At 44.0% G+C, this 25,173-nt stretch carries 22 protein-coding genes; 16 read left to right on the forward strand and 6 right to left on the reverse strand.

The features are described 5' to 3' along the window. Window positions 1–36: 36 nt before the first annotated feature. A complete protein-coding gene (locus FN961_RS20985) occupies window positions 37–1,587 on the forward strand; it encodes a peptide MFS transporter (RefSeq protein ID WP_144042124.1) in 1,551 nt (516 codons plus the stop codon). 99 nt (window positions 1,588–1,686) lie between these two features. On the opposite strand, the gene FN961_RS20990 is transcribed toward FN961_RS20985, so the two are convergent. Then, entirely contained in the window at window positions 1,687–3,735 is a 2,049-nt protein-coding gene (locus tag FN961_RS20990) for a S9 family peptidase (protein ID WP_144042125.1), read from the reverse strand. A 192-nt stretch (window positions 3,736–3,927) separates the two neighbouring features. Here FN961_RS20990 and FN961_RS20995 point away from each other — a divergent pair, with 192 nt between their 5' ends. Both FN961_RS20995 and FN961_RS21000 read left to right on the forward strand, forming a co-directional pair. Next, window positions 3,928–4,443, forward strand: coding sequence for a DUF2975 domain-containing protein (locus FN961_RS20995; RefSeq protein ID WP_144042126.1), 516 nt, complete (start codon window positions 3,928–3,930; stop codon window positions 4,441–4,443). Window positions 4,444–4,455: 12 nt separating this feature from the next. After that, window positions 4,456–4,668 (forward strand): helix-turn-helix domain-containing protein, encoded by a 213-nt coding sequence (locus FN961_RS21000; RefSeq protein WP_144042127.1) that lies wholly within the window; start codon window positions 4,456–4,458, stop codon window positions 4,666–4,668. A 510-nt stretch (window positions 4,669–5,178) separates the two neighbouring features. Here FN961_RS21000 and FN961_RS21010 read toward each other — a convergent pair. The 3 genes from FN961_RS21010 to FN961_RS21020 form a co-directional block, all read right to left on the reverse strand. Then, the gene (locus tag FN961_RS21010) at window positions 5,179–5,730 is read right to left on the reverse strand and encodes a TlpA family protein disulfide reductase (RefSeq protein WP_373293463.1); all 552 of its coding nucleotides are present in this window, start codon (window positions 5,728–5,730) and stop codon (window positions 5,179–5,181) included. Window positions 5,731–5,791: 61 nt separating this feature from the next. Then, on the reverse strand, window positions 5,792–6,322 hold the full coding sequence (locus FN961_RS21015; RefSeq protein ID WP_229814761.1) for a cytochrome c-type biogenesis protein: 531 nt from the start codon (window positions 6,320–6,322) through the stop codon (window positions 5,792–5,794). Beyond that, window positions 6,319–8,310, reverse strand: a complete 1,992-nt coding sequence (locus tag FN961_RS21020; RefSeq protein WP_144042128.1) for a heme lyase CcmF/NrfE family subunit — start codon at window positions 8,308–8,310, stop codon at window positions 6,319–6,321. The genes FN961_RS21015 and FN961_RS21020 overlap by 4 nt, the downstream gene beginning before the upstream one ends. 520 nt (window positions 8,311–8,830) lie before the next feature. Between FN961_RS21020 and FN961_RS21025 the strand changes: the two genes are divergently transcribed. From FN961_RS21025 to FN961_RS21075, 11 genes are all read left to right on the forward strand, one after another. Beyond that, window positions 8,831–10,867 carry a cytochrome c3 family protein gene (locus FN961_RS21025; protein WP_144042129.1) on the forward strand — a complete coding sequence of 679 codons (2,037 nt, stop codon included), beginning with the start codon at window positions 8,831–8,833 and terminating at the stop codon, window positions 10,865–10,867. Between the two features lie 136 nt (window positions 10,868–11,003). Further along, window positions 11,004–11,378, forward strand: coding sequence for a rhodanese-like domain-containing protein (locus FN961_RS21030; RefSeq protein WP_373293462.1), 375 nt, complete (start codon window positions 11,004–11,006; stop codon window positions 11,376–11,378). 84 nt (window positions 11,379–11,462) lie between these two features. After that, window positions 11,463–12,257, forward strand: a complete 795-nt coding sequence (locus tag FN961_RS21035; RefSeq protein WP_144042131.1) for an FKBP-type peptidyl-prolyl cis-trans isomerase — start codon at window positions 11,463–11,465, stop codon at window positions 12,255–12,257. A 41-nt stretch (window positions 12,258–12,298) separates the two neighbouring features. Further along, a complete protein-coding gene (locus FN961_RS21040) occupies window positions 12,299–13,003 on the forward strand; it encodes a tetratricopeptide repeat protein (protein WP_144042132.1) in 705 nt (234 codons plus the stop codon). Window positions 13,004–13,086: 83 nt separating this feature from the next. After that, complete coding sequence (locus FN961_RS21045; RefSeq protein ID WP_144042133.1) at window positions 13,087–13,791, forward strand: 4Fe-4S dicluster domain-containing protein; 705 nt, start codon at window positions 13,087–13,089, stop codon at window positions 13,789–13,791. A gap of 2 nt (window positions 13,792–13,793) precedes the next feature. Continuing rightward, window positions 13,794–14,741, forward strand: a complete 948-nt coding sequence (gene nrfD / locus FN961_RS21050; protein ID WP_144042134.1) for an NrfD/PsrC family molybdoenzyme membrane anchor subunit — start codon at window positions 13,794–13,796, stop codon at window positions 14,739–14,741. Between the two features lie 159 nt (window positions 14,742–14,900). Continuing rightward, window positions 14,901–15,389, forward strand: coding sequence for a nitrous oxide reductase accessory protein NosL (locus FN961_RS21055; protein ID WP_144042135.1), 489 nt, complete (start codon window positions 14,901–14,903; stop codon window positions 15,387–15,389). A gap of 2 nt (window positions 15,390–15,391) precedes the next feature. After that, window positions 15,392–16,738, forward strand: a complete 1,347-nt coding sequence (nosD, locus tag FN961_RS21060; protein ID WP_229814760.1) for a nitrous oxide reductase family maturation protein NosD — start codon at window positions 15,392–15,394, stop codon at window positions 16,736–16,738. After that, on the forward strand, window positions 16,728–17,729 hold the full coding sequence (locus FN961_RS21065) for an ABC transporter ATP-binding protein (protein ID WP_144042136.1): 1,002 nt from the start codon (window positions 16,728–16,730) through the stop codon (window positions 17,727–17,729). The genes nosD and FN961_RS21065 overlap by 11 nt, the downstream gene beginning before the upstream one ends. After that, window positions 17,722–18,570, forward strand: coding sequence for an ABC transporter permease (locus FN961_RS21070; protein WP_144042137.1), 849 nt, complete (start codon window positions 17,722–17,724; stop codon window positions 18,568–18,570). The genes FN961_RS21065 and FN961_RS21070 overlap by 8 nt, the downstream gene beginning before the upstream one ends. A 255-nt stretch (window positions 18,571–18,825) precedes the next feature. Beyond that, complete coding sequence (locus FN961_RS21075; protein ID WP_144042138.1) at window positions 18,826–20,136, forward strand: winged helix-turn-helix domain-containing protein; 1,311 nt, start codon at window positions 18,826–18,828, stop codon at window positions 20,134–20,136. Window positions 20,137–20,399: 263 nt separating this feature from the next. Here the strand turns inward: FN961_RS21075 and fre are convergent, their stop codons facing one another. Next, entirely contained in the window at window positions 20,400–21,110 is a 711-nt protein-coding gene (gene fre, locus FN961_RS21080; RefSeq protein ID WP_144042139.1) for an NAD(P)H-flavin reductase, read from the reverse strand. 70 nt (window positions 21,111–21,180) lie between these two features. Next, window positions 21,181–22,647, reverse strand: a complete 1,467-nt coding sequence (gene ubiD / locus FN961_RS21085) for a 4-hydroxy-3-polyprenylbenzoate decarboxylase (protein ID WP_144042140.1) — start codon at window positions 22,645–22,647, stop codon at window positions 21,181–21,183. Window positions 22,648–22,836: 189 nt separating this feature from the next. On the opposite strand from ubiD, the gene FN961_RS21090 reads away from it, so the two are divergent. Then, a complete protein-coding gene (locus FN961_RS21090; protein WP_144042141.1) occupies window positions 22,837–23,289 on the forward strand; it encodes a hypothetical protein in 453 nt (150 codons plus the stop codon). Window positions 23,290–23,789: 500 nt separating this feature from the next. Then, window positions 23,790–24,770 (forward strand): chemotaxis protein, encoded by a 981-nt coding sequence (locus FN961_RS21095; protein ID WP_144042142.1) that lies wholly within the window; start codon window positions 23,790–23,792, stop codon window positions 24,768–24,770. Window positions 24,771–25,173: the final 403 nt, after the last annotated feature.

Below are 25,173 nucleotides of genomic sequence, written 5' to 3' on the forward strand. Positions count from 1 at the left end.
AGCTTAAGAGGACGAATAACTAAAAGAAGAATAGCAATGAACAGTAGAGCGGAGTTAATCGAAGGACGTAAAGATACAGATAAAAGATCTGAGGTGAATTTAGCGCATCCCAAAGGGCTTTATGTATGCTTTTTTACCGAGATGTGGGAGCGTTTTAGTTTCTATGGTTTAAAAGCCTTGCTGATTTTCTACCTGACTGATCACTTTCTGTTTAGCGATCTGGAAGCGGCAAACATATTCGGAAATTACTTTGCACTGGTTTATGCCTTACCTCTTGTGGGCGGAGTGTTGGCCGATCGCTACCTGGGAGGTAAGCGTGCGGTTACTTTTGGAGCCATCTTGCTCTGTTTAGGCCATTTCGGGATGGCGTTTGAAGGTCAGCCAGCCTATATAGATAACTTGGGCAATAAGATAGAGAGCACTGGGTTATCCATGTTTTACCTGTCACTGTCTTTCATCATTGTGGGTGTTGGTTTTTTAAAACCTAATATCTCCACCATAGTAGGCAAGCTTTATGATAAAAATGATCCTAGAAAAGACGCTGGATTTACCCTTTTTTATATGGGTATTAACTTGGGTGCTGCACTGGCTGCTATCGTTTGTGGCTACGTAGGATTCACTTATGGTTGGTCCTATGGCTTTGCTTTGGCTGGCTTCGGAATGTTATTTGGTTTAGTGATCTTTCTGGTTGGACAGCCCTATCTAAAAGGGTGCGCCGATACACCGAATATTCAATTGTTAACCCAGCCTATGTGGTGGCGTCTTACTCGAGAGCATCTGATCTACGCGTTTGCGATAGTGATGGTACTGCTGGTGGCACTGATCATTGGCGATCATCAAGTGGTAGGCAGCCTGCTGACTCTTAGCTTTGTGGCGATGGGCGTCTGGTTGGTTTGGTACTGTATTAATGAGGTATCTGTTGAGGTTAAACAGAAACTCTATGCGGCAGTTACCTTGGTGATGATGTCCACGGTCTTCTTTCTCTGTTTCTTGCAGTCGGGCAGTTCGATGAACCTATTTGCTGATCGTATTACAGATAGAGTTGTGTTGGGTGTCGAGATACCCGCCCCAATGTTTCAATCTCTCAATGCCATTTTCATTATTCTACTGGCGCCTATTTTTGCAAAAACCTGGCAGTGGATGATCCAAAAAGGGATCGCGCCAAGTACACCAATGAAGTTTGCCTTAGGCTTAATTCAGGTGGGGTTAGGCTTCTTAGCTTTGGTGGTGGGGCTGGCATTTGCTGATGGTAATGAACAGGTTGCCGTAGGTTGGTTAGTACTTGCTTACTTATTGCACACCACGGGAGAATTATGCATCTCTCCCATTGGGTTATCGATGATCACTAAGTTGTCAGCCACAAAAATTGTCGGATTGATGATGGGTCTGTGGTTTTTAGGTTCGGCCATTGCTGAGTATATTGCCGCATTCCTTGCTGGCAACAATTCAGCGGAGCAGTTGGGGATATCGCAACATCAAAGCTTCACTCTGTTGTATACCGATATCATGTGGATTGCATTTGCGGGGGCGGCATTAACGCTACTACTGAGACCTTTACTTAAGCGCTGGATGTGGGATGTTGATTAATGAAAAAACTCCCTAGAACCTACTAAGTAGATTTCAGGGAGGTTAGTTAACCTGAACAACATTTTAAATCAGCACGTTAATTCATTGTCCATTTTGTCATTACAAGCGACTCACATCCACTCTGAGTGTATCGAGATGAGTCGCCAGTGTTGGTGTGACTTGTTCATCGACTCGACCACCTAAGTGCTTAGCGAAAAACTGTTCCATAGCGAGAATATAGGCCAGCTTGTTATCACGTTTACGAAAGCCATGACCTTCATCTTTTGCCAGAATATATTCAACAGGAAGCTGATGCTGATACATCACTCTGGCGATATTATCTGACTCAATCTGGGTCACTCTCGGATCATTAGCACCTTGAACCAACATCAAGGGAGCCTTGATGTTATCGACGAAGTTGATTGGAGAGCGAGCCAACATATCGACTCTGTCTGTTGCTATCTCAGGATCACCTACTGCGCTGTAAAATTGTCCAAGATAGGGGCGGAAATGAGGTGGAAATGATTCCAGTAAGGTGATTAAGCTCGATGGTCCAACATAGGAGATCACTGCCTGATACAGATCGGGCGTAAATGCCGCGCCAGCGAGTGCTGCGTAGCCACCATAAGATGCGCCCATTATGCCTAAACGTTGCTTATCGGCGATGCCTTGGCTGACTAAGTAGTTGGCTCCGTCGGTCAAATCGTGCTGCATACTGCCAGTGCCCCAGTTTTTGTTACCAGCATTGAGGAAGCGTTTACCAAAACCTGTTGATGCACGAAAATTTGGCTGCAGCACTGCGTATCCACGATTTGCCAACAGTTGTGCTATTGGATTGAAATAGCCTGAACTTAAGGTCCAGTAGTCTCTTGCCCAAGGGCCGCCATGGGGAAGAATAATGGTTGGCAAATTGCTGCTTTGTCCCTTAGGTAGGGTTAAATATGCTTGAATCGTGATGCCATCTCTCGATTGGTAAGAGATAGATTGTCGCTTAGACAACAGCTCAGGTGCGATAATCGCTTCTTGTTGTAGCAGTAAACTGACTTCACCTGTGTCAGCGGTATACCGATAGTCACTGCCCATATCCACATCGCTGGCGACATGGAGTTGCCATTGGCCTGTTTTTTCATTTCTGTCGGTTATGGTGATCTCGACATCTTGCGTGAAGTGATCATTTATCTTCGCCCAATGCTGAGCAAAAGTGTTGTTTAGGGGATAAGTGCGTAATCGTCCGCCGTAATAGGAGACAGCTAGAGGCTCGCCTTTATCATTAAATAGCACTTCAGAAACATCAGATTCATTGTCGGGATCTTTATGCACCGTGGTGATCTTGCCGTCTGTCATATCCAGACGCAGCAACTCTTGTTTATCTCTGCCGTCGATATCAGCGCTGATATATGCTTGATTGTTTTCTGCGTCAAAGTTCAAAATATTAATACTTTCCCCAAACTTTGTTTTGATCAAGCTCGTCCACTTTCCGTTTAGATTGGCAAAGAGATCGCTGGTATTGTCGGGATTACTGCTGGTGCCCAGTACGGGCTCGCCTTGCTTATTGATCTCTATTTGGGAGAACCCATATGTGTTGGCAAAGATGTTGGTGAGCTTGCCTGAGTCGATATCCAGACGATAGATATCCAATTGTTCAGGGTTGTCATGATTCGCCATCAATATTAAGGATTCGGGATGATCTTTTGGTTGGCTGAGTAGGTAATACTGCACTTCATTATTATTGGTGAGCGCTGTCACTTCAGCGACGGGTTTTAGCAGGCTCATATCCAGTGAGAGTTTGTATACCTGAGTATTTTCATTACCGCCTGTATCTTTAAGGAAGAAAATGTCATTGGTGTCACTTGACCAGCGAAAGCTGCTGATGGGCTCTTTTGAAGTGGTGATAGCAAAAGCTGCATCGAGCTTAGCACCTGCAGGCATAAGGTAGATATTTTTCGCGCCTTGATATTCTTTAGAGAACGCCAACCATTGACCATCGCTGGATGCGGTGAGGTTACTGACGTCTTGCTCATTAAAGAATGACTCAACTGGGATTAATTGGGCTTGCTGTACCTGCTGACTTTGAGCGGCTGGCGTCTGTTTCTGTGCACAACCAGTGAGTAATAAGCTGCCTGCAATGGCAGTCCATAACAAGGTGGGTATTATTTTTTTCGTTAGCATTGTTTCATCCTTTTAATGGTCACTGATAGCGAGAATATAGCGGATATCATGGCTAAAAGTTCTGGCTGTCTAAATTGTTAATTAATTTATTACATAAAATAATTATTGTAAAACGATAATTAAATATTAAATTACAACTAAATGTTTCTGTCTGATACAATTGGCGAACTCATGACGAAGGAATGGATAACAATGAACCCCAATATGAAACAGTTGATGAAGCTCAGTGGATTTTTTAGAGTATTTGTCTTAATCGCGACAGCCGTTGTTGTGGTTTATCTGGGTTATAGCTACCTCATCGAAGGAGAGATCCGTTTTTCGACTAGTCATCTTTTTCTCGAGGCTTGGCATGATGAAAGAGCCAGTAAAGGCATACTACTAGCGATTCAGATACCGCTTTTTCTCACTCTGCTTATTGGTGTGTATTGGTTGCAAAAATTGCTTAGTTATTATCAGCAAGGATTGTTTTTTGGTCGTGAGTCCATGCATTGTTATCTGTGGTTGATATGGCTAAAAGTGTTCGATTTTGTGTTGGAAATGGTGCAACCACTTGTGACGGGTTTTTACCACAGGTCGATTTTTAAAGAGAGTAGCATTGAGTTACCGATAGATTTTGGTGACTTCACCACCATTTTATTGATGTTAATTATTGTTTACTTACTCAAAGCGGCGAAAGAGATTGAAGAAGAAAACAGAGAGTTTATCTAGGGCCATATGTCGATGGAAATAATCGTTAATTTAGATGTGATGATGGCGGTACGTAAGGTGAGTTCTAAAGAGCTCGCCAAGGAGATAGGCATTACCGAAGCGAACCTGTCTCTGTTAAAGCGGGGTAAGGTTAAAGGGGTACGTTTTGAAACTTTGGCGAGTATTTGCCGTTATCTTAAATGCCAGCCGGGAGATATTCTAGAGTATCGTCCGATAGAGGATTAATACCAATCAGTATAAAGATTTGATCGCTCAGCGAGAGTTTAGCGGTCCTGAGGCAAGGTCATTAATTGCTCCTGCATTAATGACATTCACCACATCCATGTGGTTTGCAACGAGTGAAAAGCATAGTTAAACTAGGGTTAAGCTCCTTTTTGTTCCTTAAGAGTCACAGCATCAGAACCGCTAAAACTCGCCTGTAAGGAGTGTTTTTGGCTGCCTATTTCTGCGTTGAATGAACTCATAAGGGAACAACCATTATGTCATCCATTCGCCTTGAATTAGTTTGCCAAAAAACACTCTGAGTAGATCAACTTCTTATACTGATTGGTATAACGTTGGTTTTTATAGGAGGGAAGTGAAAAAAATCCGTCCGGCGAAAAGGGGAACATGCCCGGACGGGAGCAATTTGGTTATGCATAAATAGATATGTGCAATAGTTGCAAAGGGAAGTGACATCATTGGTCATGTCACTTGTGGTGGTTAAGGTATGAATTTGAAATAGGTTTTTAATCGTTATCGATGAGCATACTTAGCGATAAGCTTTTCCAAATAAGGTTGTACCTCTGCATCTCCCCAATCTAGGTATCCTCTTAAGAATCCGATTAAGTTTCCAGAACCATCGAAGAAGTAAGTCGCCGGAACTACGTTAGCAGGCATAACACGGTCGATGCTCTTGTCGGGGTCTAGCCAGGTTTGGTAATCAGCGAACCCATGACGCTCTAGAAATGGCGCCACCTTTTCACTTTCTTCGTCAATCGACAGAGGCAGTATTACAAGATCCTTGTCTGCATTCACTAGACGGATATGCTCCATTTGCGGGATCTCCTTGATGCAGGGGGCGCACCACGTCGCCCACAGATTGACCATCACCAATTTCCCCTTGAACTGCTTGAGCTTGATGGACTCTCCGTGGGTGTCTTTAAAGCTAACGTTAGGCACCTTTCTTGCCGAACTCATCTCAATAAAGCGAGACATTATCATCGGCTTTTCGATCTGCTCTCCTGTGTTATAAACCTTTTCCGTCGGTATCGATGCATTGGCAGCGCTTGCGATCAGTAAGAGCATACCCGACAGTATGAGACTCATCGCTAATAAGGTTTTCTCCATGACTGTTTTACCGGTTGTGTTACTCATTCTTTGTGTCCTGTTGTGAGGATATTAATGTCGATGATTCAGCCCTTGATGAGACGATAAGCTCGGGGCGAATGAAAAAATAGACCCCACCTATGGCCAGCAGTACCAGCAAAAGAGGCGCTAACCAGAGAAAGGCGGTGCCTGAGTTAAGACTTGGCAGATAACGCATCTTTTCGCCGTAACGCTGCACCATAAAGTCGATAATGGTCTGTTTAGAGTTCCCTTGTTCTAGCATCAGGAATATCTGCCCTTTCAATTCACTCGCTATGCGGCTCTGAGAATCGAATAGGTTTTGATTCGGTGATGTTGGACAGCGTAGCTCTTTGGCAATCTCAAAGCCCAATTCTCTGATCTCAACTTTATTGTAATGAGTCGGAGTCCCCAGACTGTTGCTCTGGATACTGTCTGCCATCACATTGCCTGAAAAAACTAGCAGGGCGAAAATTGAGGCAAGGATGAGCAGACAGTACAGAGCCATTTTGGTCATTGAAGATGGGATAGAAGTTTTCAGTGTGCGGTTCATTGGATCGCCTCTGAACGTTGAAGAGCTCTTACCTGCTCTGTTGCATTGCTTGTTGCTCTGCGCGGCGTCATGACCAAGATAATGCCGGAGAACATCATGAAAATGGCCCCAATCCAGATCCAGCTAACAAAAGGTTTATAGCCGATGCGGATAAGGTATTCATTGTCACTTAGGGCATCACCACTTTTGAGCTGTTGACCCATAGAGATATAAAGATCGCCTAAGATGCTGGAGTGGATCCCCGCGGCTGATAATTCCATCGCATTGCTTTTAAACGTCTGCCTTTGAGGGTAGATGTAGGTGACGAATTCTTCATCGGCATCGAGTACCTTTATTTGTGCTTGAATGGCAGTATAACTGCTGCTTTCAACTGCCTGAGTCTCTTCGTAAACAAAGGTATAACCAGCGAGGGTTTTCCCCTGTCCAGGTCCCATGCGTAGTAACTCCTCCTGCTCAAAGTTAGAGACATAAGTGGCACCAAGCACCGAGAGTGCAACGCCGACATGGGCAATACACATGGCATAAAAACGTCTATTTGAATGCTTCTCCTCAGTGTGATTCTTGTTTCTTGAGGAGCGGTTCTTAATGGCTAATCCCGTCGCGGTAACGATCCATAAAACAGAGAAACACCCGATGAATAACCAGAGATTAAAACTAGGCTGGCTAACCAAAGTGATCACCAAGGCTACAGCGATACACAAAGCGAGTAGCAAGAGTTGGCTGCGAATACTGCTGGTGGTATTTTGCCATGCTTGCAGAGGTGCAAAGCCCATTAACAGGAAGATAAGGGCCGCAATTGGGATGAAAATACTATTAAAGTAGGGCGCACCCACTGAGATAGTGCTGCCCGTTAATACTTCAAACATTAACGGGTAGCAGGTACCTAACAGCACTGACAGTGCGGCGGTAACGAGCAGAAGATTACCCAAAAGTAGCAAGGTCTCTTTTGAACGCAGTGTGAAATCGACCTTGATTGTTTGTTGACTGGTTTTACTGGCAAATAGCGCCATTGCAGAACCAGCAAACAAGATAAGCAGTACCAGAATTGACATGCCACGGGTGGGATCTGAGGCAAAAGCGTGCACCGATTGAACGACTCCCGATCTGACTAAAAAGCTGCCGAGAAGACTCAGTGAAAAAGCCAGTATGCAAAGAAATATAGTCGTTGAGCCAAAGATGCCGCGACGGTAAGTCATCGTGATGGAGTGCATCATTGCAGTGGCCACAAGCCATGGAATAAAGGAGGCGTTTTCTACTGGATCCCAGAACCACCAACCGCCCCAACCCAGTTCATTGTAGGCCCACCAAGATCCAAAGGCGTTACCGCCCGTGAGAAACACCCAAGCCATGATTGCCCAAGGGCGAAGATGCTTAGCGTACTCTTGTGTCAGGCCACCACATAGCAGTGCTGATACAGCGCCGGCAAAACAAATTGTGAGACCAACATAGCCGAGAAATAGCAGCGGTGGGTGAATGATTAAGCCAATATCTTGCAAGATAGGGTTAAGGTCTCTGCCTTGAATAGGAAACTCGGGTAACAGCCTGGCAAATGGATTCGAGGTAAACAGTAAGAACAGCGAAAAGCCCAAGATCACTAAGGCTAATATGGCCATCATCTGCTGATGAAAGCGGCCCCTTTGAGCTGTTTTCTTTGTGTAGATAAGTGCCGCCCAAGCTGAGATAGCGAACACCCAGAACAACATAGAGCCTTCATGGGAGCCCCATACTGCCGCAACTTTATAGAGGGCGGCGAGTTCAGTGTTTGAGTGGTTGGCAACATAGGCAACAGAAAAATCATCGGTTAAAAAGCTGTAAGCTAAGCTGATAATTGAACTTAATAGTGCAATAAATATTAAATAAATAAGCGGTTTGCTATAGCTTGTTAAATAATCGCTGTCTGTTTTAATGCCAACTATTGTAATAATAGATAAGATTAACGATAGGCAGCTTGCAGCAATTAATAAGGTTAGTCCTATCTCAGGTATCATTTTCTTGTCTTAATAAAAAACTTATTGTTTAGAACGATAAGCTATTCATTTATCTCTTTCTGAGACAAAGATCATAGTCACTCTTCTTTTGTTCCGCTTTAATCATTTTTGACATCTTAAGCCCGCCTTTTACAGCTTTTTAGATCTAAAAACTGAACTTTTACAACTGAGTAATTTAATTTTTATATTTTCAAGCTATTGAAAATAAAGTTTATTTTATTTTTTACATTTACTGATATCTAATGCGTTTCCTTTTGTGCTCTAGCGCAGGTTTCTGATGGTTTTTTTATGAAAAATAGACCCTGCTCAGTTGTTTATGTGGTTCGGTGAACGGTTAGATTTGTAGGACCACATTTGAAATTACGACTTACTAATAATGCGAAAAGCAAAATTTAAAATCAGCTGATGAACCTGATTTATAAATAAGTAAGTTTGAGTTTCAAGTGTGTTGAATTAAAAAAATACGATAAAGAATCGAAACAATCTAAATAATAAAATAAATGATAAGTAGGAGTGAGTGATGAAACGATGGAAACACAAGGTAGCCTTAGGTGTGCTGTTTTGTTTAGGTGCCATTGCTAATGTGAACGCTGCTGGTGATAAGTACAACAGCATTCCAGAAATGGGTAAGTCGGCAAAAGAGTCGATGGCAGATTACCAAGGCACTGTGGAGCGAACTGGTGTTAGATCCTTGCAAGATTATATTGTGCAAGAAGATGAGCTGTTCGATTTCCTTTTCCAAAACCACCCAGTATTTAAGTATCACGAAGAGGGTAACCTGATTGGTGATTACCATATCAGTGACCGTGGTGAAGAATATCTCGATACTGGTGGAAGCCAGGCATACAGTAAGCGTGTGGGTCGTCCAAGCGCTATTCAGTATCGCCTAGGTGCTAAATCAACACTCGATTTTCCAAACAACTTTGTTGGCCCTGAAAAGTGTGGCGAATGTCATGCGCTTCAATATGAGAAATGGCAGCGTTCGCGTCACGCTAACGTCGTTCGTTTCCCAAGTGAAATTACCGATAAAGAAGTGCCAAACGGTGATCTAAATGCCAAACTTTACGGCAGTGACGCGTCTATGTTACCAGATGGTATCCGCGCTGATGACGTATATGCCATCATTGGTACTCCTCGTACAAAATACGGTTTCCTAGATAACTATCTAGTGCGTGGTACTTACCACATCCGTGACGGTTTGTTATCTGAAGGCACCGGTAAAATGGTCGCTGGTGGTAACCAGTTCTCTCGCGGTTGGGCTGAATGGTTAACGCCTGAAATGGCAAAGAAGATCAACAAGTCAATTCCTGAGTTCCCAACAAAATTGGAAGACTTTGGTCCATCAGCATCTCACCAGTGGGGCATGACTTCATACGGCGCTAAGTATGAAAAAGAGATGCTGTTCCAGCCAGGTAGTTCTTACTGTGAAATGTGTCATACCTATAAGTTTGACTTCAAATCTAAAGACGAATTCTTCGATGCACTTGGTGATGCCAAGAAGCTACAAGACCATACCATCAGTAAAGGTATCGCTTGTGAAGAGTGTCATGGCGCGGGTGGTCACTTAGATGGCGGCACCGGTGGTATGGAGTCTAACTGTGAGCGTTGTCATCAGAGATTCTTCTTTGTTGATGAGCTAGCAGACACCGAGAAAGGCCAAGAGAAGATGGAATACGCCTTTGGCGTGTACTTCAAGTCTGCTTGTCCATCTTGTGGTACTGAAGGTTCACAGATGTTTGCCTCTGCTCACTACGAGAAAGGTATGCGTTGTACGACTTGTCACGATCCTCATGAAGTAACTGACGGTGATTTCCTATCAGGTTTCTCAAAGCCATTGCTTAAGAAAGACTGTAAGGATTGTCATGAAGCGCAAACTTTGATCACTGACAACACTGATACTCATAACAAGCAAACATGTCAAAGCTGTCACATGCCTAACATGGGCAGTTGTGAGAACTTTGCCGCGATTCAGTTCCCGGATATGGCTGGTTTCGATGCGGTTCGCCGTTCACACATGTGGAAAATCGATATTCACCCAGAACGTAAGACTCTTAACCCACCTGAAGGTCAGCCTCGCGATTCTTCTGTGAAGGGTTGGACTGTGGCTAAGAACGAAGAAGACCATAACTACCTAGATCTTATGTGGTCATGTGCTCGTACCGCTATTTCAGACAAAGATGTGGTTGATAACAAAGGTTGTCACAGCCCATTCCAGTCTGAGCTAGAAACCGGTCTTCACTATGACGACCAGATGGAAATCTACGGCGAAGTGATGAAGTGGCAGAAGCCGATTAAGGAAGTTCACGCTGATGTTGTTGTTGCGCTAGAGCGTATCGACAAGCTGCTTGAAGTGACTAAGTTGTCTACTGAAGATAAGACTCAAGTACTTATGCTAGCTGAGAAGGCGCAGGAAACTGTCAACCTAATTCAGAAAGATGGTTCATGGGGTGTACATGGTTTCCGTTATAGCCAGAAGCGTCTCGACGCAGCTCAGACTTACGTAACCCAAGCTCAAAATATCTTAGATGGCAGTGGTTATTCAGCAAAAGCTAACTAATCCACACTAAGTTAACCCGTTTCGCCTCCAGCTCCCTCGCGGTTTGAGAGATCTGGATGGCGAAGCAAATGAGAGACATACAATGAAAAATGCATTTGGAAAATTGGTTATCTCTTTGACCTTACTTGTACTTCCTATGACGGGTTTTGCGGGCGGTGGTTCTGAAATGGCACCGGCTAAGTACCAAGATATCCAGTTCAATCATATCAATATGAGGGAAGCGGAAACGTTAGTGGGTAAGGAGGGAGTCCATTTCTTCGATGTGAATACCTTGGAGCTCTGGGCCGAAGGGTATATTCCAGGTGCTATCTATTTCAATGTTAAAGATTGGAAAAAATTACTGCCTGCAGACAAGGATGCCGTCATGGTTTTTTACTGCGCTAATCGCCTTTGCAATGCCAGCGAAATAGCCGCAAGAGCCGTGATGAAGTTGGGTTATACCGGTGTTCGTCAGATGCCAGAAGGTATCTACGGGTGGCGTTTATCCGGTCGTGTGACCGAAAAGCCATAGCCAGTATTGTTAGCCAATAAAATATAAAAATTATAATTAGATCAAGATACTAAAAACTTAAGCAATAACTCAGAGAATACATTCATGAAAAAATTTACCCGAAATACATTAGCTGTTGTGACCAGTTTTTCACTTTTTATCTCTGCACACAGCTTGGCAAATAACGAACCTACCACCGATCTACAAAAAGAGTCTTACAGCATAGGCGCATCGGTTGGTAACTACATCTCAAATCAGATTTTCAGTCAGACCCAAATGGGTGCTGAAGTTGATGTTGATATGGTTGTACAAGGAGCGATTGATGCCCTTAAAGGTCAGCAGAAATTTACTGATGAAGAGGTATTAACTTACCTCAATAAGCGCGCTGAATTCTTAAACGCTGTGCGCACCGCAGAGATAGAGAAGATTGCTCAGAAGAGCATGGCCGACGGCCAAGCGTATCTGGAGACAAACAAGAGTAACTCAGATGTGGTCGTGACTAAATCTGGTTTGCAGTACCAAGTATTAAAGCAAGGCGAGGGACGTATTCCTAACCCTGAAGATGTCGTGACCGTTAACTACAAAGGTTTCTTAGTCGATGGCACACAATTTGATGACTCTTATGAGCGCGGTGAGCCAAATCGCTTCGCACTTATCAGTGTGATTGCAGGTTGGCAAGAAGGGATCACCTTGATGCCTGAAGGATCTATCTACAAGTTTGCGATTCCTGCTGCTCTTGCTTACGGCAACGACACTGTCGGCATGATCCCACCTAGCTCAACATTAGTGTTTGAAGTTGAGCTGGTAAAAGTGGAAGAGCCAGGTGAAAACGCTCATGGTATGGGGCTTAGTGGTATGGGAATGGGCGGCATGATGGGCGGAAAAGGTAGCCCGCACTAGTCCAACTTTCACTATCGTTAATACGTTTTAAGAGAATCATTATGAACAGTCTTGCCGTCGGTATTGGGATCTCCTTAAGTGTGTTTATCGCACTTATTTGGCGACATCATCTCCAATCTGCTCACCTTCTGCTTAACGAGTCTGCTACTGGCGATGAAGGTCATCGTTACACGCCATTCTCGCTAAGTGAGATCAAGGTACCGGTGGCACTATCGATGGTTTTCTTACTATTTTGTGTGAGCCTTTACGCCCAAATCGGGCGTTTTGGTGAATGGGATAAAGGAGTCGTAGATGAAAATATTGATTATCTGATCGCTGCAGATATCAATAAGAACGCACGTACAGTCAGCGAACAACCCAACAATGAAATTGCATTATTAAATTTAGCTCAATCCTATGCTGCTGGTGGCCTCTATGTTGATTCTATCAACTCCCTCGATGAGCTGATTGCCCTAACTGGAGAGGATGCAGCGATTCTGGGAATGAAAGCGACCGCCATGTACTACCGAGATAATCGAAGCTTGAGTCTGGAGACTGAGTTGGTACTGGCAAGGGCGATAGCACTGGATAAATTCGAATTTCAATCTCGGCTATTAATTGCAACCCATGCTTACCTTAACGGTCAGTTTGAGCAGGCTATTGAGCAGTGGCAACTCTTGTTACAAAGCGATAGTCAGAGCTTCAATCGAGCTTCAATTAATAATGCGATTTTTAGAGCAGAGCAAAAAATAGCTAACCGATCATAGGCCCAAACTGAGCATAAGCCTAAAGAGATGTCAGTGAAATAAATAAAATAGATCAGCAAGATAGCTGATAGATGGAGGATGCTGTGAGTGAAAATCTAGAGAGACGGAGGTTCCTTAAGTGCTTAGGAGCCAGCTCTTTGATACTAGCGCCCTTAGGGTGCAGTTCGGTCAAAGAAGAGTCAGATGCAAATAAACCCCACTATGTCATGGTGTTCGATCAGAACAAGTGTACTGGATGTGGTGAGTGTAAGGATGCGTGTAATCTGGCCAACAATTTACCAGCCGGTAAATCAAGGCTATTGATGGAGCAGCAGTCTGGTGGAGTTGTCGGAGAGGTATGTCCGCATTGTGGTAAGACTGAGTGTGATTGCGAGCGTAAATATGTTCGTGTGTCATGCCAGCAATGTAAGAACGCCCCTTGTGTCACGGTATGCCCAACAGGTGCAGCTCACAGAGATGAGAAGACCGGTATTGTGACCATGGACGCAGCCAAATGTGCTGGTTGCAAGTATTGTATTGGCGCTTGCCCATACGATGCACGTTTTATCAATAAAGAGACCGATGTTGCTGATAACTGTGATTTTTGTTTGCACAGCAAGTTAGCTATTGGTGAGCTGCCAGCGTGTGTGCAGCAGTGTCGTTACGATGCGTTGATCTTTGGTGATGCAAACGATCCAGACTCCTACGTCAGTAAACTGCTTAGAGTGAAAGACTCTGTGCGGATGAAGCCTGGTTTTGGTACTGAGCCAAGTCTTAGATACATACCTATTGTTAAGTTGGGAGTATAGAGATGGACGGAAGTATTGAGTTTACTATGGGACTCTCTGATGGCATTGCCTGGCCTTGGCCTATCGCTGTGTACCTGTTTTTTGCAGGTATCTCTGGCGGCGCATTAGCCACGGCACTGTTTGTTCGCTTCTATAAAAATCAGACTGAAAATACACCTTTTTATAAGGCTGCAGCCTTGATCTCTTTGGTCACGATCAGCTTAGGTATGTTGTGCTTAGTACTAGATTTGACTAACCCACTCTTCTTCTGGCGAATTTTGGTTTACTACAACTTTAATTCGGTGATGTCGATTGGTGTTATCGCACTCTCTTTTTATATTCCACTGGTGGCAATCATTGCACTGCTGGCATTAGAAGAGGAGGTGCGTCAGTACCCACAGCTTAAGATGTTGCTTCCAGTGATTGAGAAATTGAAAAATTTCCGCCGCCCAATGGAGATCTCTGTATTGGTATTGGCCTTATCGGTCTGTGCTTACACTGGTTTCTTGATCTCGGCGTTGGTTCGTTTTCCTATCATCAACACCTCTGTACTACCTGCACTGTTTATCGCGTCGGGGATGTCAGGGGGTGCGGCGTCTGCAAAGATGTTAGCGGTATCGATGTTTAAGGAAGATCTACATAGCCCAGATATGAAACTGCTTCATGGCGCTGAGTGGCCGATTATGTTTTCTGAAGCGCTGTTTATCTTCATGATCGCCATGTCGCTATTTACGGGCAACGAAGGGATGCAAAGTGCGTTTGCTGCTTTTCATACTGGTACTTGGTCATGGGTATTTTGGTTGGGTGTTATTGGTATCGGTTTTGCTGGTCCTCTGCTGCTTAATTTTGCTACCAGCCATAAGTTCAGTCATTCAGCCAAGGCGTTTTATGCCTCAGGTTTGTGTGCGGTAAGCGGCATGATGTGCCTGCGTATGTTTATCCTTTATGCCGGGCAACAATACGGTATATAGGCGATATAAGGTTCTATTACTCCGTCCCTGCAAGGAAAGTAATAGAAGCTAATGGGTAAAAGTATGACTCACACTCCTATCGGTTAATCCCTGCAAGGTACCGATAGGGTGCTGAGTTATCTGCTTTTAGTTATCTACCATTTTAAATCTGAGTTCTGTATGAAAAAGCTAATCTGCCTCTTGTTACTTATCCCCTCTCTTATGGCGTGCAGCCAAGATAACAGTGCTCCTGAGCAAGTGTTGGTGCAATCAATCGGCGAACATGAACGTTGTCACCTGTGTGGCATGATGATCACTAAATATCCTGGTCCAAAGGGAACACTGCAACTTAAGAACACTGATATTTCACCTAAGTTTTGTTCGACTCGCGACATGTTTAATTTTGCCCTACAACCAGAGAATCAACGCCAAATTAGTCACTTGATGGTGCACGATATCGGCACTACAGATTGGGAAAAGCCCAATGACAGCGCATTTATTGATGCCACTAAAGCTTGGTATGTCTATGGCACAAGCCGAAAGGCGGTGATGGGATCTGCGGTCGCCTCTTTTGCAACCAAAGAGAGTGCGCAAACTTTTGCTGAAGAGTTTGGTGGTGTCGTGCTCCAGTATAAGCAGATCACGTTAGGGCTGCTGGCCGGAGAGTAAGCATGAAGTGCATGAGTGTATGGGGTGGATTGTTGCTGTTCTCGGGTTTTGTTCAGGCTGAGATTATCCATGTCGACACAACCGATACACTCATCATGCAACTGCAACAGGCTCAGCCTTATGACCAATTAATCTTGGCCAGCGGTTTATACCAAGGCCAATTTATTGTCGACAAGCCACTCTCAATCATCGGGGCAAATGACAGCGAGGTGATTGTTGATGCCAGCGGCGTCGGCAGTGCGATTACGGTGTCCGCATCTGATGTCGAAATCTCTGGTTTACGCATACGTAATTGGGGTAACGATCATTATGAGCAGGACTCAGGGGTCCGATTACTTGAAGGGGCCAATGACGCCCAAATTAGCGGGAATCAATTTCGAGGCGACGGTTTTGGGATCAGCGCAGATTCCCTCAGTGATATCAATATTGTCGCTAATACCATTGTCGGTAATGCCGAGCTATTTACCTTGGACAGGGGCGATGGCATCTACTTACTCAATGTCCTCTCTCCTACCGTGTCAGGCAATATCATTTCCCATGTACGTGATGGGGTCTATATCGAAACAGGCCGTCTAAGCCGCGTGTTCGATAACCAATTTTCAAGGCTTCAGTACGGCATCCACTATATGTATTCCAAAGAGGATGAAGTCTTTAATAATGTTAGCCGTTATGTTGACGGCGGTTATGCCTTGATGAGTTCAAAGTTAATCCACCTGCATCACAATCGAGTCAGTCAGGCGTTGGATTTTGGTGTGCTGCTGAACATGACCTCTCTTTCGCTGGTGGAGTCCAATGAGTCTGAGTGGGCAGTGAATCCGAGTGAGAATGTGGAGCTTGGCCGAGAGGGAAAGGGCATCTTTATCTATGGTGCCAAGGACAACCTAGTGTGGAACAACCTGTTTGCTGATAATGATATTGGCATTTATATGGCGATGGGCGGCGAGGGGAATCGCATCTTTGAGAACCGCTTTATCAGTAATCAAGCGCAGGTGAAATATGTGGGTGAAGCGCTGCTTGAGTGGAGCCATAACGGCCGTGGAAACTACTGGAGTAGCTTTACTGGTTGGTCGGGATCTGACGCCAATGTGAGTCATCAAGCTTACCGTCCAAATGATAATTTAGATCGCCTATTTTGGCTTTATCCTGAAGCGAACTTCTTGATGGGCAGTCCCATTGTAATGTTACTTAAGTGGGCGCAAAGCGAGTTTGATATCGTCGAAGAGACGGGCATTATCGACAGCTTTCCACTATTAAAACCAAGCAGACACTCGGGATTAATCAGGGCGGTTGCTCCCCATGTAGCACAAGAGAAAACACGCTCTTCTGGTGGAACTTTTTATGGAAAATAATGCGGTATGTGTGAATGAGGTGACTCACCATTTTGGTGATTTTACCGCGTTAAAACAGATGAGCTTTGCTGTAAAACAGGGACAAACAATGGCGCTCTTAGGCCACAATGGCGCAGGTAAGTCGACCCTGATAAAAATCATTCTTGGCCTGATAAAACCTGATATTGGTGAGGTATCACTGATGGGAGGTGCAAATGAGGGCTCAAGTAGCATGTCATCGCAGGGCGTACCTGTTCGATTGGGTTATCTGCCTGAGAATGTGAGCTTTTACGATAAGTTAACCGGTGAGGAGATCTTACATTATTTCGCTGCCCTAAAAGGCGTGAGCAAAGCCAAAGTTGCCACACTTATCGAAGAGTTTGGTTTAGATTACGCCAAAGACAGACAACTGAAAACTTACTCTAAGGGGATGAAACAACGGCTAGGTTTTGCCCAGGCGATCTTGTCTGAACCCGACATACTCTTATTGGATGAACCAACCGTGGGTTTAGACCCCCATGCATCTCAATTTCTCTACAGTAAAATAGCAGCGTTGAAGCAAACGGGCTGTGCGGTGATTGTTTGCACCCACGAACTCTCCTTAATTGAGCCTCATATTGATACCGCTATGATCGTGGCCAAAGGTGAGCGCTTGGCGTTGGGAAGCTTGGCACAACTTCGGGCACTGAGCGGCTTAAAGATTCAGCTTAAATGTGAAGGCTTGGCCGACCTTGCTGAAAAGGAACCGCTTCTATCTCGTCTTTATCGTCATGATGCCCTCTACTTCGATAGAGAACAGCAAGACCAAGTGGTGCGTTGCCTCACCTCTCAATATGGCAAGTTTGGTTTCTCAATAATGGAGCCGGGGTTGGCAGAGATCTATCGCCACTTTATGGCTGAATCAGAATCGTCTCATCAGGCGCTTGCTTTAACACCATCACTTAATGCTCAGTCGAAAACATCATTAAAAGCTCGTTTATTTAGCCCGTTTTTTGGAATGAAAAATGTTTAATACCTCTTTACCTCTTTTACGTCGCTCTCCAGTACTGATTATTGCAGCAAAGGAGATTAAGGACAGTTTTCGAAACCGTTGGATAAGCTTTATTTCACTGATTTTCATCATACTATCCTTTAGTGTCACCTTTGCTGGGAGTGCGATAACCGGCACGTTAGCATTTCCTGAACTGAATAATTTAATCACCAGTTTATCGACGATTGCGGTGTTTATTATCCCATTGGCGGCTATTTTACTCAGCTACGATGCATTTGTTGGTGAGGATGAATCCGGCACCTTATTATTGTTGCTCTCATATCCATTGACGCGGTCTCAGATCATTTTGGGCAAACTTATCGGTCATGGTTCTGTGATGTTGCTTAGCTCCTCCATCGCCTTTGGCGGTACAGGTGTGCTGTTAGTGTTATTGGGGGAAGACTATGGCGCCATTGAGACCATGTTGGTCTTCACGCAATTTATTTTAAGCAGCTTTCTGCTGGCGCTCACCTTTATTTTAATTGGTTATCTGGTGAGTCTGCGTGCAACAGAGAAAGCTAGAGCGGTAGGTAGCTTACTGTTTGTCTGGTTTCTGTTTGTACTTCTCTACGATCTGTTGCTGTTAGCCGTGCTGGTGGCGGATCTTAGCTTTATGAATCAGACCGTGATTAATCTTCTGATCGCTCTGAATCCAACCGACCTTTACCGCGCGGTAAATATCATGGCAATCGGCGCTCAAGGTGGCCTCTCTTTGTTCAGTGAAACGTCTTGGGCTTTAGAGGGCTTATATTGCTCTATGTTCGTTTGGATTTGTGTATTGATGGTGATAGCAAATCATCTGTTTAGGCGCAAACCTTTATAGCTAAATTTATGATCTATTTTGATTTTTATCAGTAAGCAGGACGATGGGGCTTAACCCATTGGATTTTTACGAGAGTGAGTTCACGTATGTGAGAATAAGCAGTAAAACAGCTTAATTATAAGTTTGATTTGCTGAAGTAATCACAGTATCTTGCGCATTCAAATATCATTATTCGTATTCACAATTATTCAACCCTTCTTCACGTTCAATATATCTGATTAATTGACAATGAGGAGGGGGATAAAGAGGTGTAAGGTGTTAAAAGTTACCCCTTATTTGGAATTAGACTGTGAAGCTAACCATCTCGTCGATCATGCCAATCGAACGACGATAGGGCTCACATTTTCCGAATCTGCTGTCCTTTCCCACCTGATTTCTGCGCCGGATGCAATCTGTGATAAAGATGTGCTGCTACAGGTTGGATGGCCTGATCGTGTGGTGGCTGCCACCTCGCTGACTCAGTGTGTCAGCACCCTAAGAAAGAAGCTTGAACCCTATCCTGAAGTGCAGCTTAAAACTGTGGCTAGACGTGGTTATCAGCTGCATATCTCATTAAAATCTCATGTGAAAATGTTGGCTGTTAATGATGCTGCATCGATAAAAACAGCCCTGTTTGATGTGTCATTAATGGTTAAGGTTGGCGGGATTATTGTGCTGTTATCGCTGGTGCTATTGGCATGGCTTAACAGTAACAATTACACCGTGATGCAAGAAGCTGGGAAATGGCAGGCTGATAAGCAGATCCCACTGAACATTGGTGGTACCAAAGAGAGCATTCAGCTTATCTACCCAACAGGGGAAGACAGGCTTCATCCCTCCATGTGGCAGAAGCATATTGCCCCTGAAACAAATCATATTCCCGGTATTGAGAGCTTTAATGCTTATGCGCTTACCGATGGCGAACATTACTCCTTTGCCAGTTGTGAGACTGATAGTGATGGGCATTGTATTCGTGATCAAATGATTAACCTTACCGCTATTGATCTAACGCCTGCAGGCTTAGACATGAAGCAATTCATAGCCTTAAGTCGAACCATGGAGAAACGCATCCGTTATAACCGAGTGCTAATTCCTCCTTACGTAATATTCCAAGAGAAAGAGCAGAAGAAAGCCGTAGAGCCAGAATTTATTGAGCACCACTATCATGGTGATATCTATTTTCCCGTGGCAGATGAGCTGTTAGTCCGCGCTGATGTAGGGTTATCTCTGGTTTATGAAGGTGAGAATACCGGTAAGTTTTACTCTTCTACCTGCATTACAGATGAAGACTGCTTAACTACGCCGATAAAATATCAAATTCGTGGCGATTTCGAGCAGTATAAAGAGACCATCGATAACCTTGATGTGGATGTTTTTCATGTCAAAGTGACCCAAAAAGATCTCATTAAACCCGATACCGTCAGCGCCTCAGCGATGCATTTTTATCGCGAGATTAGAAAGCATAATATTCGTGATGACGAACTGTTCTTCTATCGCATCCATAAAGATAAGCAAACTGCAGTTTGGATCGTGCCGCTGATGGGGAACATCATCGTCTGGACTAAATATGAGAAGGTTGAGTTATAAAAGAAGATTCTAGGTTCTAGGCGCTAGAACATTGACTTCAGTCTACTAGCAGGGCTGCCTTCGGTCTGTTTTAAAGTGCCATTTGAGAATGAAATTTGGTTACATGAGCCGTCATCCTGAACTTGTTTCAGGATCTAGCTTGAAACTTTTAGTGGAGTTGGTATTGGATTGAGCTATTGAAGGCGTAGCTTTATGAATCAATTAAAAGAGACTGCAAACTTGTTATCCAGCAAGTTAATCAGTCTCTTATAGACAGCGTTTATCTACTTGATAAACGCAAACGCATCACCGTAAAGATGAGCTTCTTCTACCCCGATACTGCGGAACACTTCACGTGCAGCGCCAACCATATCGAAACGTCCAGCAATGTAGATGTCATAACCATTTAAGCTAACGTAGTCGGCCTTGATTTGGGCTAATAGATTGGCTTTCTTGCCTTTCCAATCTCCACCCGCTTCTTCCAGTACTGGGACGAAATGTAACCATGGATGTGCTTCATGCCATTCACGAGCGATAGACTCGTAGTACATCGCATCGACATTACGGCAACCCCAGTAAAGAGTGGTTGGGATTTTTTGATCTAAAGCTATCTGGTGTTCAACAATACTCTTGATGTAAGAGAAGCCTGTGCCGCCAGCAATTAATAGTCTTGGACGAGTACTGTCATGACGCAGATGTGCGTCACCACCCGGTACTTCTATCTCCATACTCGTACCATTAGCTAGGCACTCTTTCATACGCTCTACAACCTGCATAGGGTAGCTTTCGCTGACGGCTGCGCCTATGTGTAGCTCGATATGTTCTGCATCTGGTGCTGATGCGATAGAGAATGGACGCTTGTCCTTTTCACCCATAACGACACACAGGTACTGACCAGCTTTAAAGTCGAAAGCGGTTTCAGGCTTAAGAATGATTTGGTAAACCGCATCATTAAATGGGGTAACTTTCTCTATCTGACAACGAATAGTGTTCATCTAACTTCCTTTTGTTACCTCTCTTTGGAGGCTTAATAGATACGTATTTATAGAATTATAGGGTAGGCGGTTAATCTATGCCTAAGTCGGCCCAGATCTGATCTACTTTATCTTTGACCGCAGGGTCCATCACGATAGGGGTTCCCCATTCTCGGTCGGTTTCGCCTGGCCACTTATTGGTTGCATCCATACCCATTTTTGAACCTAGTCCGGCAACCGGAGAGGCAAAGTCGAGGTAATCGATAGGGGTGTTTTCTATCATTACAGTATCACGCTTAGGGTCCATTCGAGTGGTAATGGCCCAGATGACATCGTTCCAATCACGGCAGTTAACATCTTCGTCGACGACAACAATAAACTTGGTGTACATAAACTGACGTAGGAAGGACCAAGCCCCCATCATCACGCGCTTAGCATGACCTGGGTATTGCTTGCGTATTGAGATGACCGCCATTCTGTACGAGCAGCCTTCAGGCGGCAGGTAAAAGTCGATAATTTCTGGGTATTGTTTACGTAAAATAGGCACAAATATTTCATTGAGTGCAACACCTAACATGGCTGGCTCATCAGGTGGACGGCCAGTGTAAGTGCTGTGGTAGATGGCGTCTTTTCTATGGGTAATGTGGGTTACGGTGAAGACAGGGAAAGAGTCTGTCTCGTTGTAATAACCGGTATGATCGCCATAAGGACCCTCTACAGCCATTTCATCGGGATCGATATAACCCTCTAAAATGATCTCGCTGGTGGCCGGCACTTCTAAATCACAGCTCAGTGCTTTACATACTTCGGTGCGCTCGCCGCGCAGTAGCCCAGCGAAGGCGTATTCACTCATCGAATCTGGTACTGGCGTCACAGCACCTAAAATAGTCACAGGATCCGCACCTAGGGCGACGACAACCGGATAGCGCTCACCTGGGTGCTTCTCTTTAAAATCTTTAAAGTCTAATGCGCCGCCGCGATGATCGAGCCAGCGCATAATTAGTTTATCTTTACTCAGCAGTTGCTGACGATAGATGCCTAAATTCTGACGTTTCTGGCGAGGGCCTTTGGTGATGGTTAATCCCCAAGTGACGAGTGGCGCAACATCTCCTGGCCAGCAGTGTTGAATAGGGAGTTTGGTAAGATCGACATCCTCGCCCTTTTTGACGATTTGCTGGCAAGGTGGATTACGTACAGTTTTAGGTGGCATGTTCAGCGCTTGTTTGAACATAGGGATCTTGGCGATCGCATCTTTAAATCCACGAGGAGGCTCGGGCTCTTTGAGGAAAGCCAGTAGCTCACCCACTTCTCTTAATGCGAGAGGATCTTCTTTACCTAATGCCATAGCCACGCGTTTGGGCGTACCAAAAAGGTTAACCAAAACAGGCATATCATTGCCGACAGGGTTTTCAAATAACAGAGCTGGACCCTTAGCACGTAATACGCGATCGGCGATCTCTGTCATTTCAAGATTAGGATCGACCGGATGGCTAATACGCTTAAGTTCACCTTCTTTCTCTAGGTGGTCTATAAAACTGCGTAAATCCTTAAAACTCATGTGGAAATAACCCTGATGATAAATGTGATATTGCGCGCACTATAGCATTTTTAGTACGCATGTTTAACTGATTCGCTGCAAATAAGAAGAGAGAGTAAATAGATAAGCTAGAGGTGAATTACATCTTGCTGTAAATGGGAGTAGAGTGGGACTTGAGCTTAATGACGAAGTGAATGTGGAGGGAGGTAAATGCGTAAATTATTTGGTGCTGGTCAGGTCATTATTTTGTTTGGTTTATTGTCTCTTTTTAGCGTAAATGTACACGCTAGCGATCGTTTCGGATGGAGCAGTAATGTTTGGGTGCAGCCGAGTTGGAGCAGTAGTTGGGGAGTCGGCATCGGCAATCCTTATTGGGACCGTTATCGTTATCGCCCTTATTGGAGCAACCACTGGAATCGCGCTAACTGGCACTATCCTTACCGCTATAATCGCTCTATCTATCGTGATGAGCGACAAACTGAAAAACCTAAGGTGATAACACCACCGCAGAGAGTCACGACCAGTATCCAATATGCGTCAGGATTAAAAAGTCTGCCAGAGAACGCCCGAGTCATACAAAGAGATGGACGCACTCTATATGAATGGCAAGGTGTCGAATATCTGTTTGATTGGAAAACTGAGACGTATTTAAAGTTGAAGTAGTTTTCTGAGTTATCTTTATCTATTTATTCGATTTATTTATTTTTCAGTATTTGCGTTATTTAAGATAAAGCTTAAGTAGCAATGAGTTATGTCAAAATGGTATTGAGATGTTGATTGCAGGCCGCTGGTAGACTAGCTGATGTTCATTTTTTATGTTACTCATATGTGCGGGTTTTACGGGAACCCCCGCAGAGAAAAGCGAAAAGTAACATGCTTTTGTGTTTGGTATTAGCGTCATCAGTCCCGCTACATAATGAAGAGTACGACTGCTGGAACTAAAGGTAGGACGCATAAGTTATTATCGAAAATAATGTATGGTTCAGTAGTTGAAGAGTAATGAACTCGCTGGTCCTTTTTTACTTCTCGACATGTTGAACCCTATATTTTGAAGTGGTTTGGCTATAATAATGCATAAAGTCCGATTCCCTTCCTATACTAAATAGTAGTTATGTATTTCTCCTTCCAGCTTGAGCTGTCTTGAGCACATTTGAGTACTAAGTATGAGCGAATTGAAAAAATCGGATATTCTGACTGAAAGTGGAACTAATGAGCTTGAAATTATTGAGTTCCATCTACATAAAACATTAGAGGGTGGCGGACATAAAGTCTGTCATTACGGCATCAATGTGGCTAAGGTTCGGGAAGTCATCAGAGTACCCGATACCTCAGATTACCCCAATGCTCAATCCCATATGGTGGGGGTTTTCTCTTTAAGAGACAATCTTATCCCACTTGTGGATCTTGCTGGTTGGCTTGGGATCCCGACTCAAAATGACCTAACAACTAAAGTTGTGATCGTAACTGATTTCAATAAGATGATTAATGGTTTCTTAATTGATAGTGTCCGCAGTATTCACCGTGTGTCATGGGAACAAGTTGAATCTCCAAGTCAATTTTTGGAGGCGGGTGAGCAAGATTGTGTGGTTGCAGTTGTGCGCCGTGAAGGCCACCTTATTATGGTTTTGGATTTCGAGAAAATCATTTCGGATATCAATCCAGAATTAAGTATGGATAAGTATGACGTGACTCTGGATAAGAGTGTCGTTATCGATGATGAGATGTTAGCTAAACGTGCTGCGAACACCATATTGATTGTCGATGATTCTGCTTTTATTCGTAAGATGATTGAAAATACCTTACGTACAGCTGGGTACAATATCATTACTGCCAAAGATGGTGGCGATGCACTGGAGATGTTGCAGGAGATAGAGAGACTGGCTAGCGAAGCCGGTGCATCTGTTGAGGATATGGTCAGTGGCATCATTTCTGACGTAGAGATGCCTCGAATGGATGGGTTACATCTGCTGAAACGTCTTCGAGATATGCCAGTCTATAAAACGATGCCCATTGTTATGTTCTCCTCATTAATGAGCGAAGATAATCGAGGAAAGGCATTAGCATTAGGTGCAAATGATACTATCACTAAACCAGAAATAGGCCGCATGGTGTCTATGATTGATAGTTTTGTGCTTAATACTTAACTGACTGATATGGGGTATAAAGGTGACGCTTAGTACCGTTACTTTCATTACTGTTTGAGTTAGTGTTGAAATCTCTAGTAATAGTCAGCTATTACTAGAGATTTTTTTATGCGTTTTTCTAATCAACAAAATGCGTCAAAGCAGACCGATTAGATAAATGTGGGTTCAATTGGTGTTAAGTGCTCTTTCTTTGGTCTTATACTGATTGGTATTAAACGTTCCATACGCTTTAAAGACATTCCCCATATCCTTATGGGTCGGTGGAAGATATCTCTTATTCTGTGTAATACCAATCAGTATAAGAAGTTGATCTACTCAGAGTCTGACGAATCCCCACAAAAAGAGATGAATAAATAATGAGATAGGTGAAATAGTGAGGAACATTCATGGCATTTGGTGATCA

The sequence above is a fragment of the Shewanella hanedai genome, assembly GCF_007197645.1.
In the GTDB taxonomy this organism is placed as follows: Bacteria; Pseudomonadota; Gammaproteobacteria; order Enterobacterales; family Shewanellaceae; genus Shewanella; species Shewanella hanedai.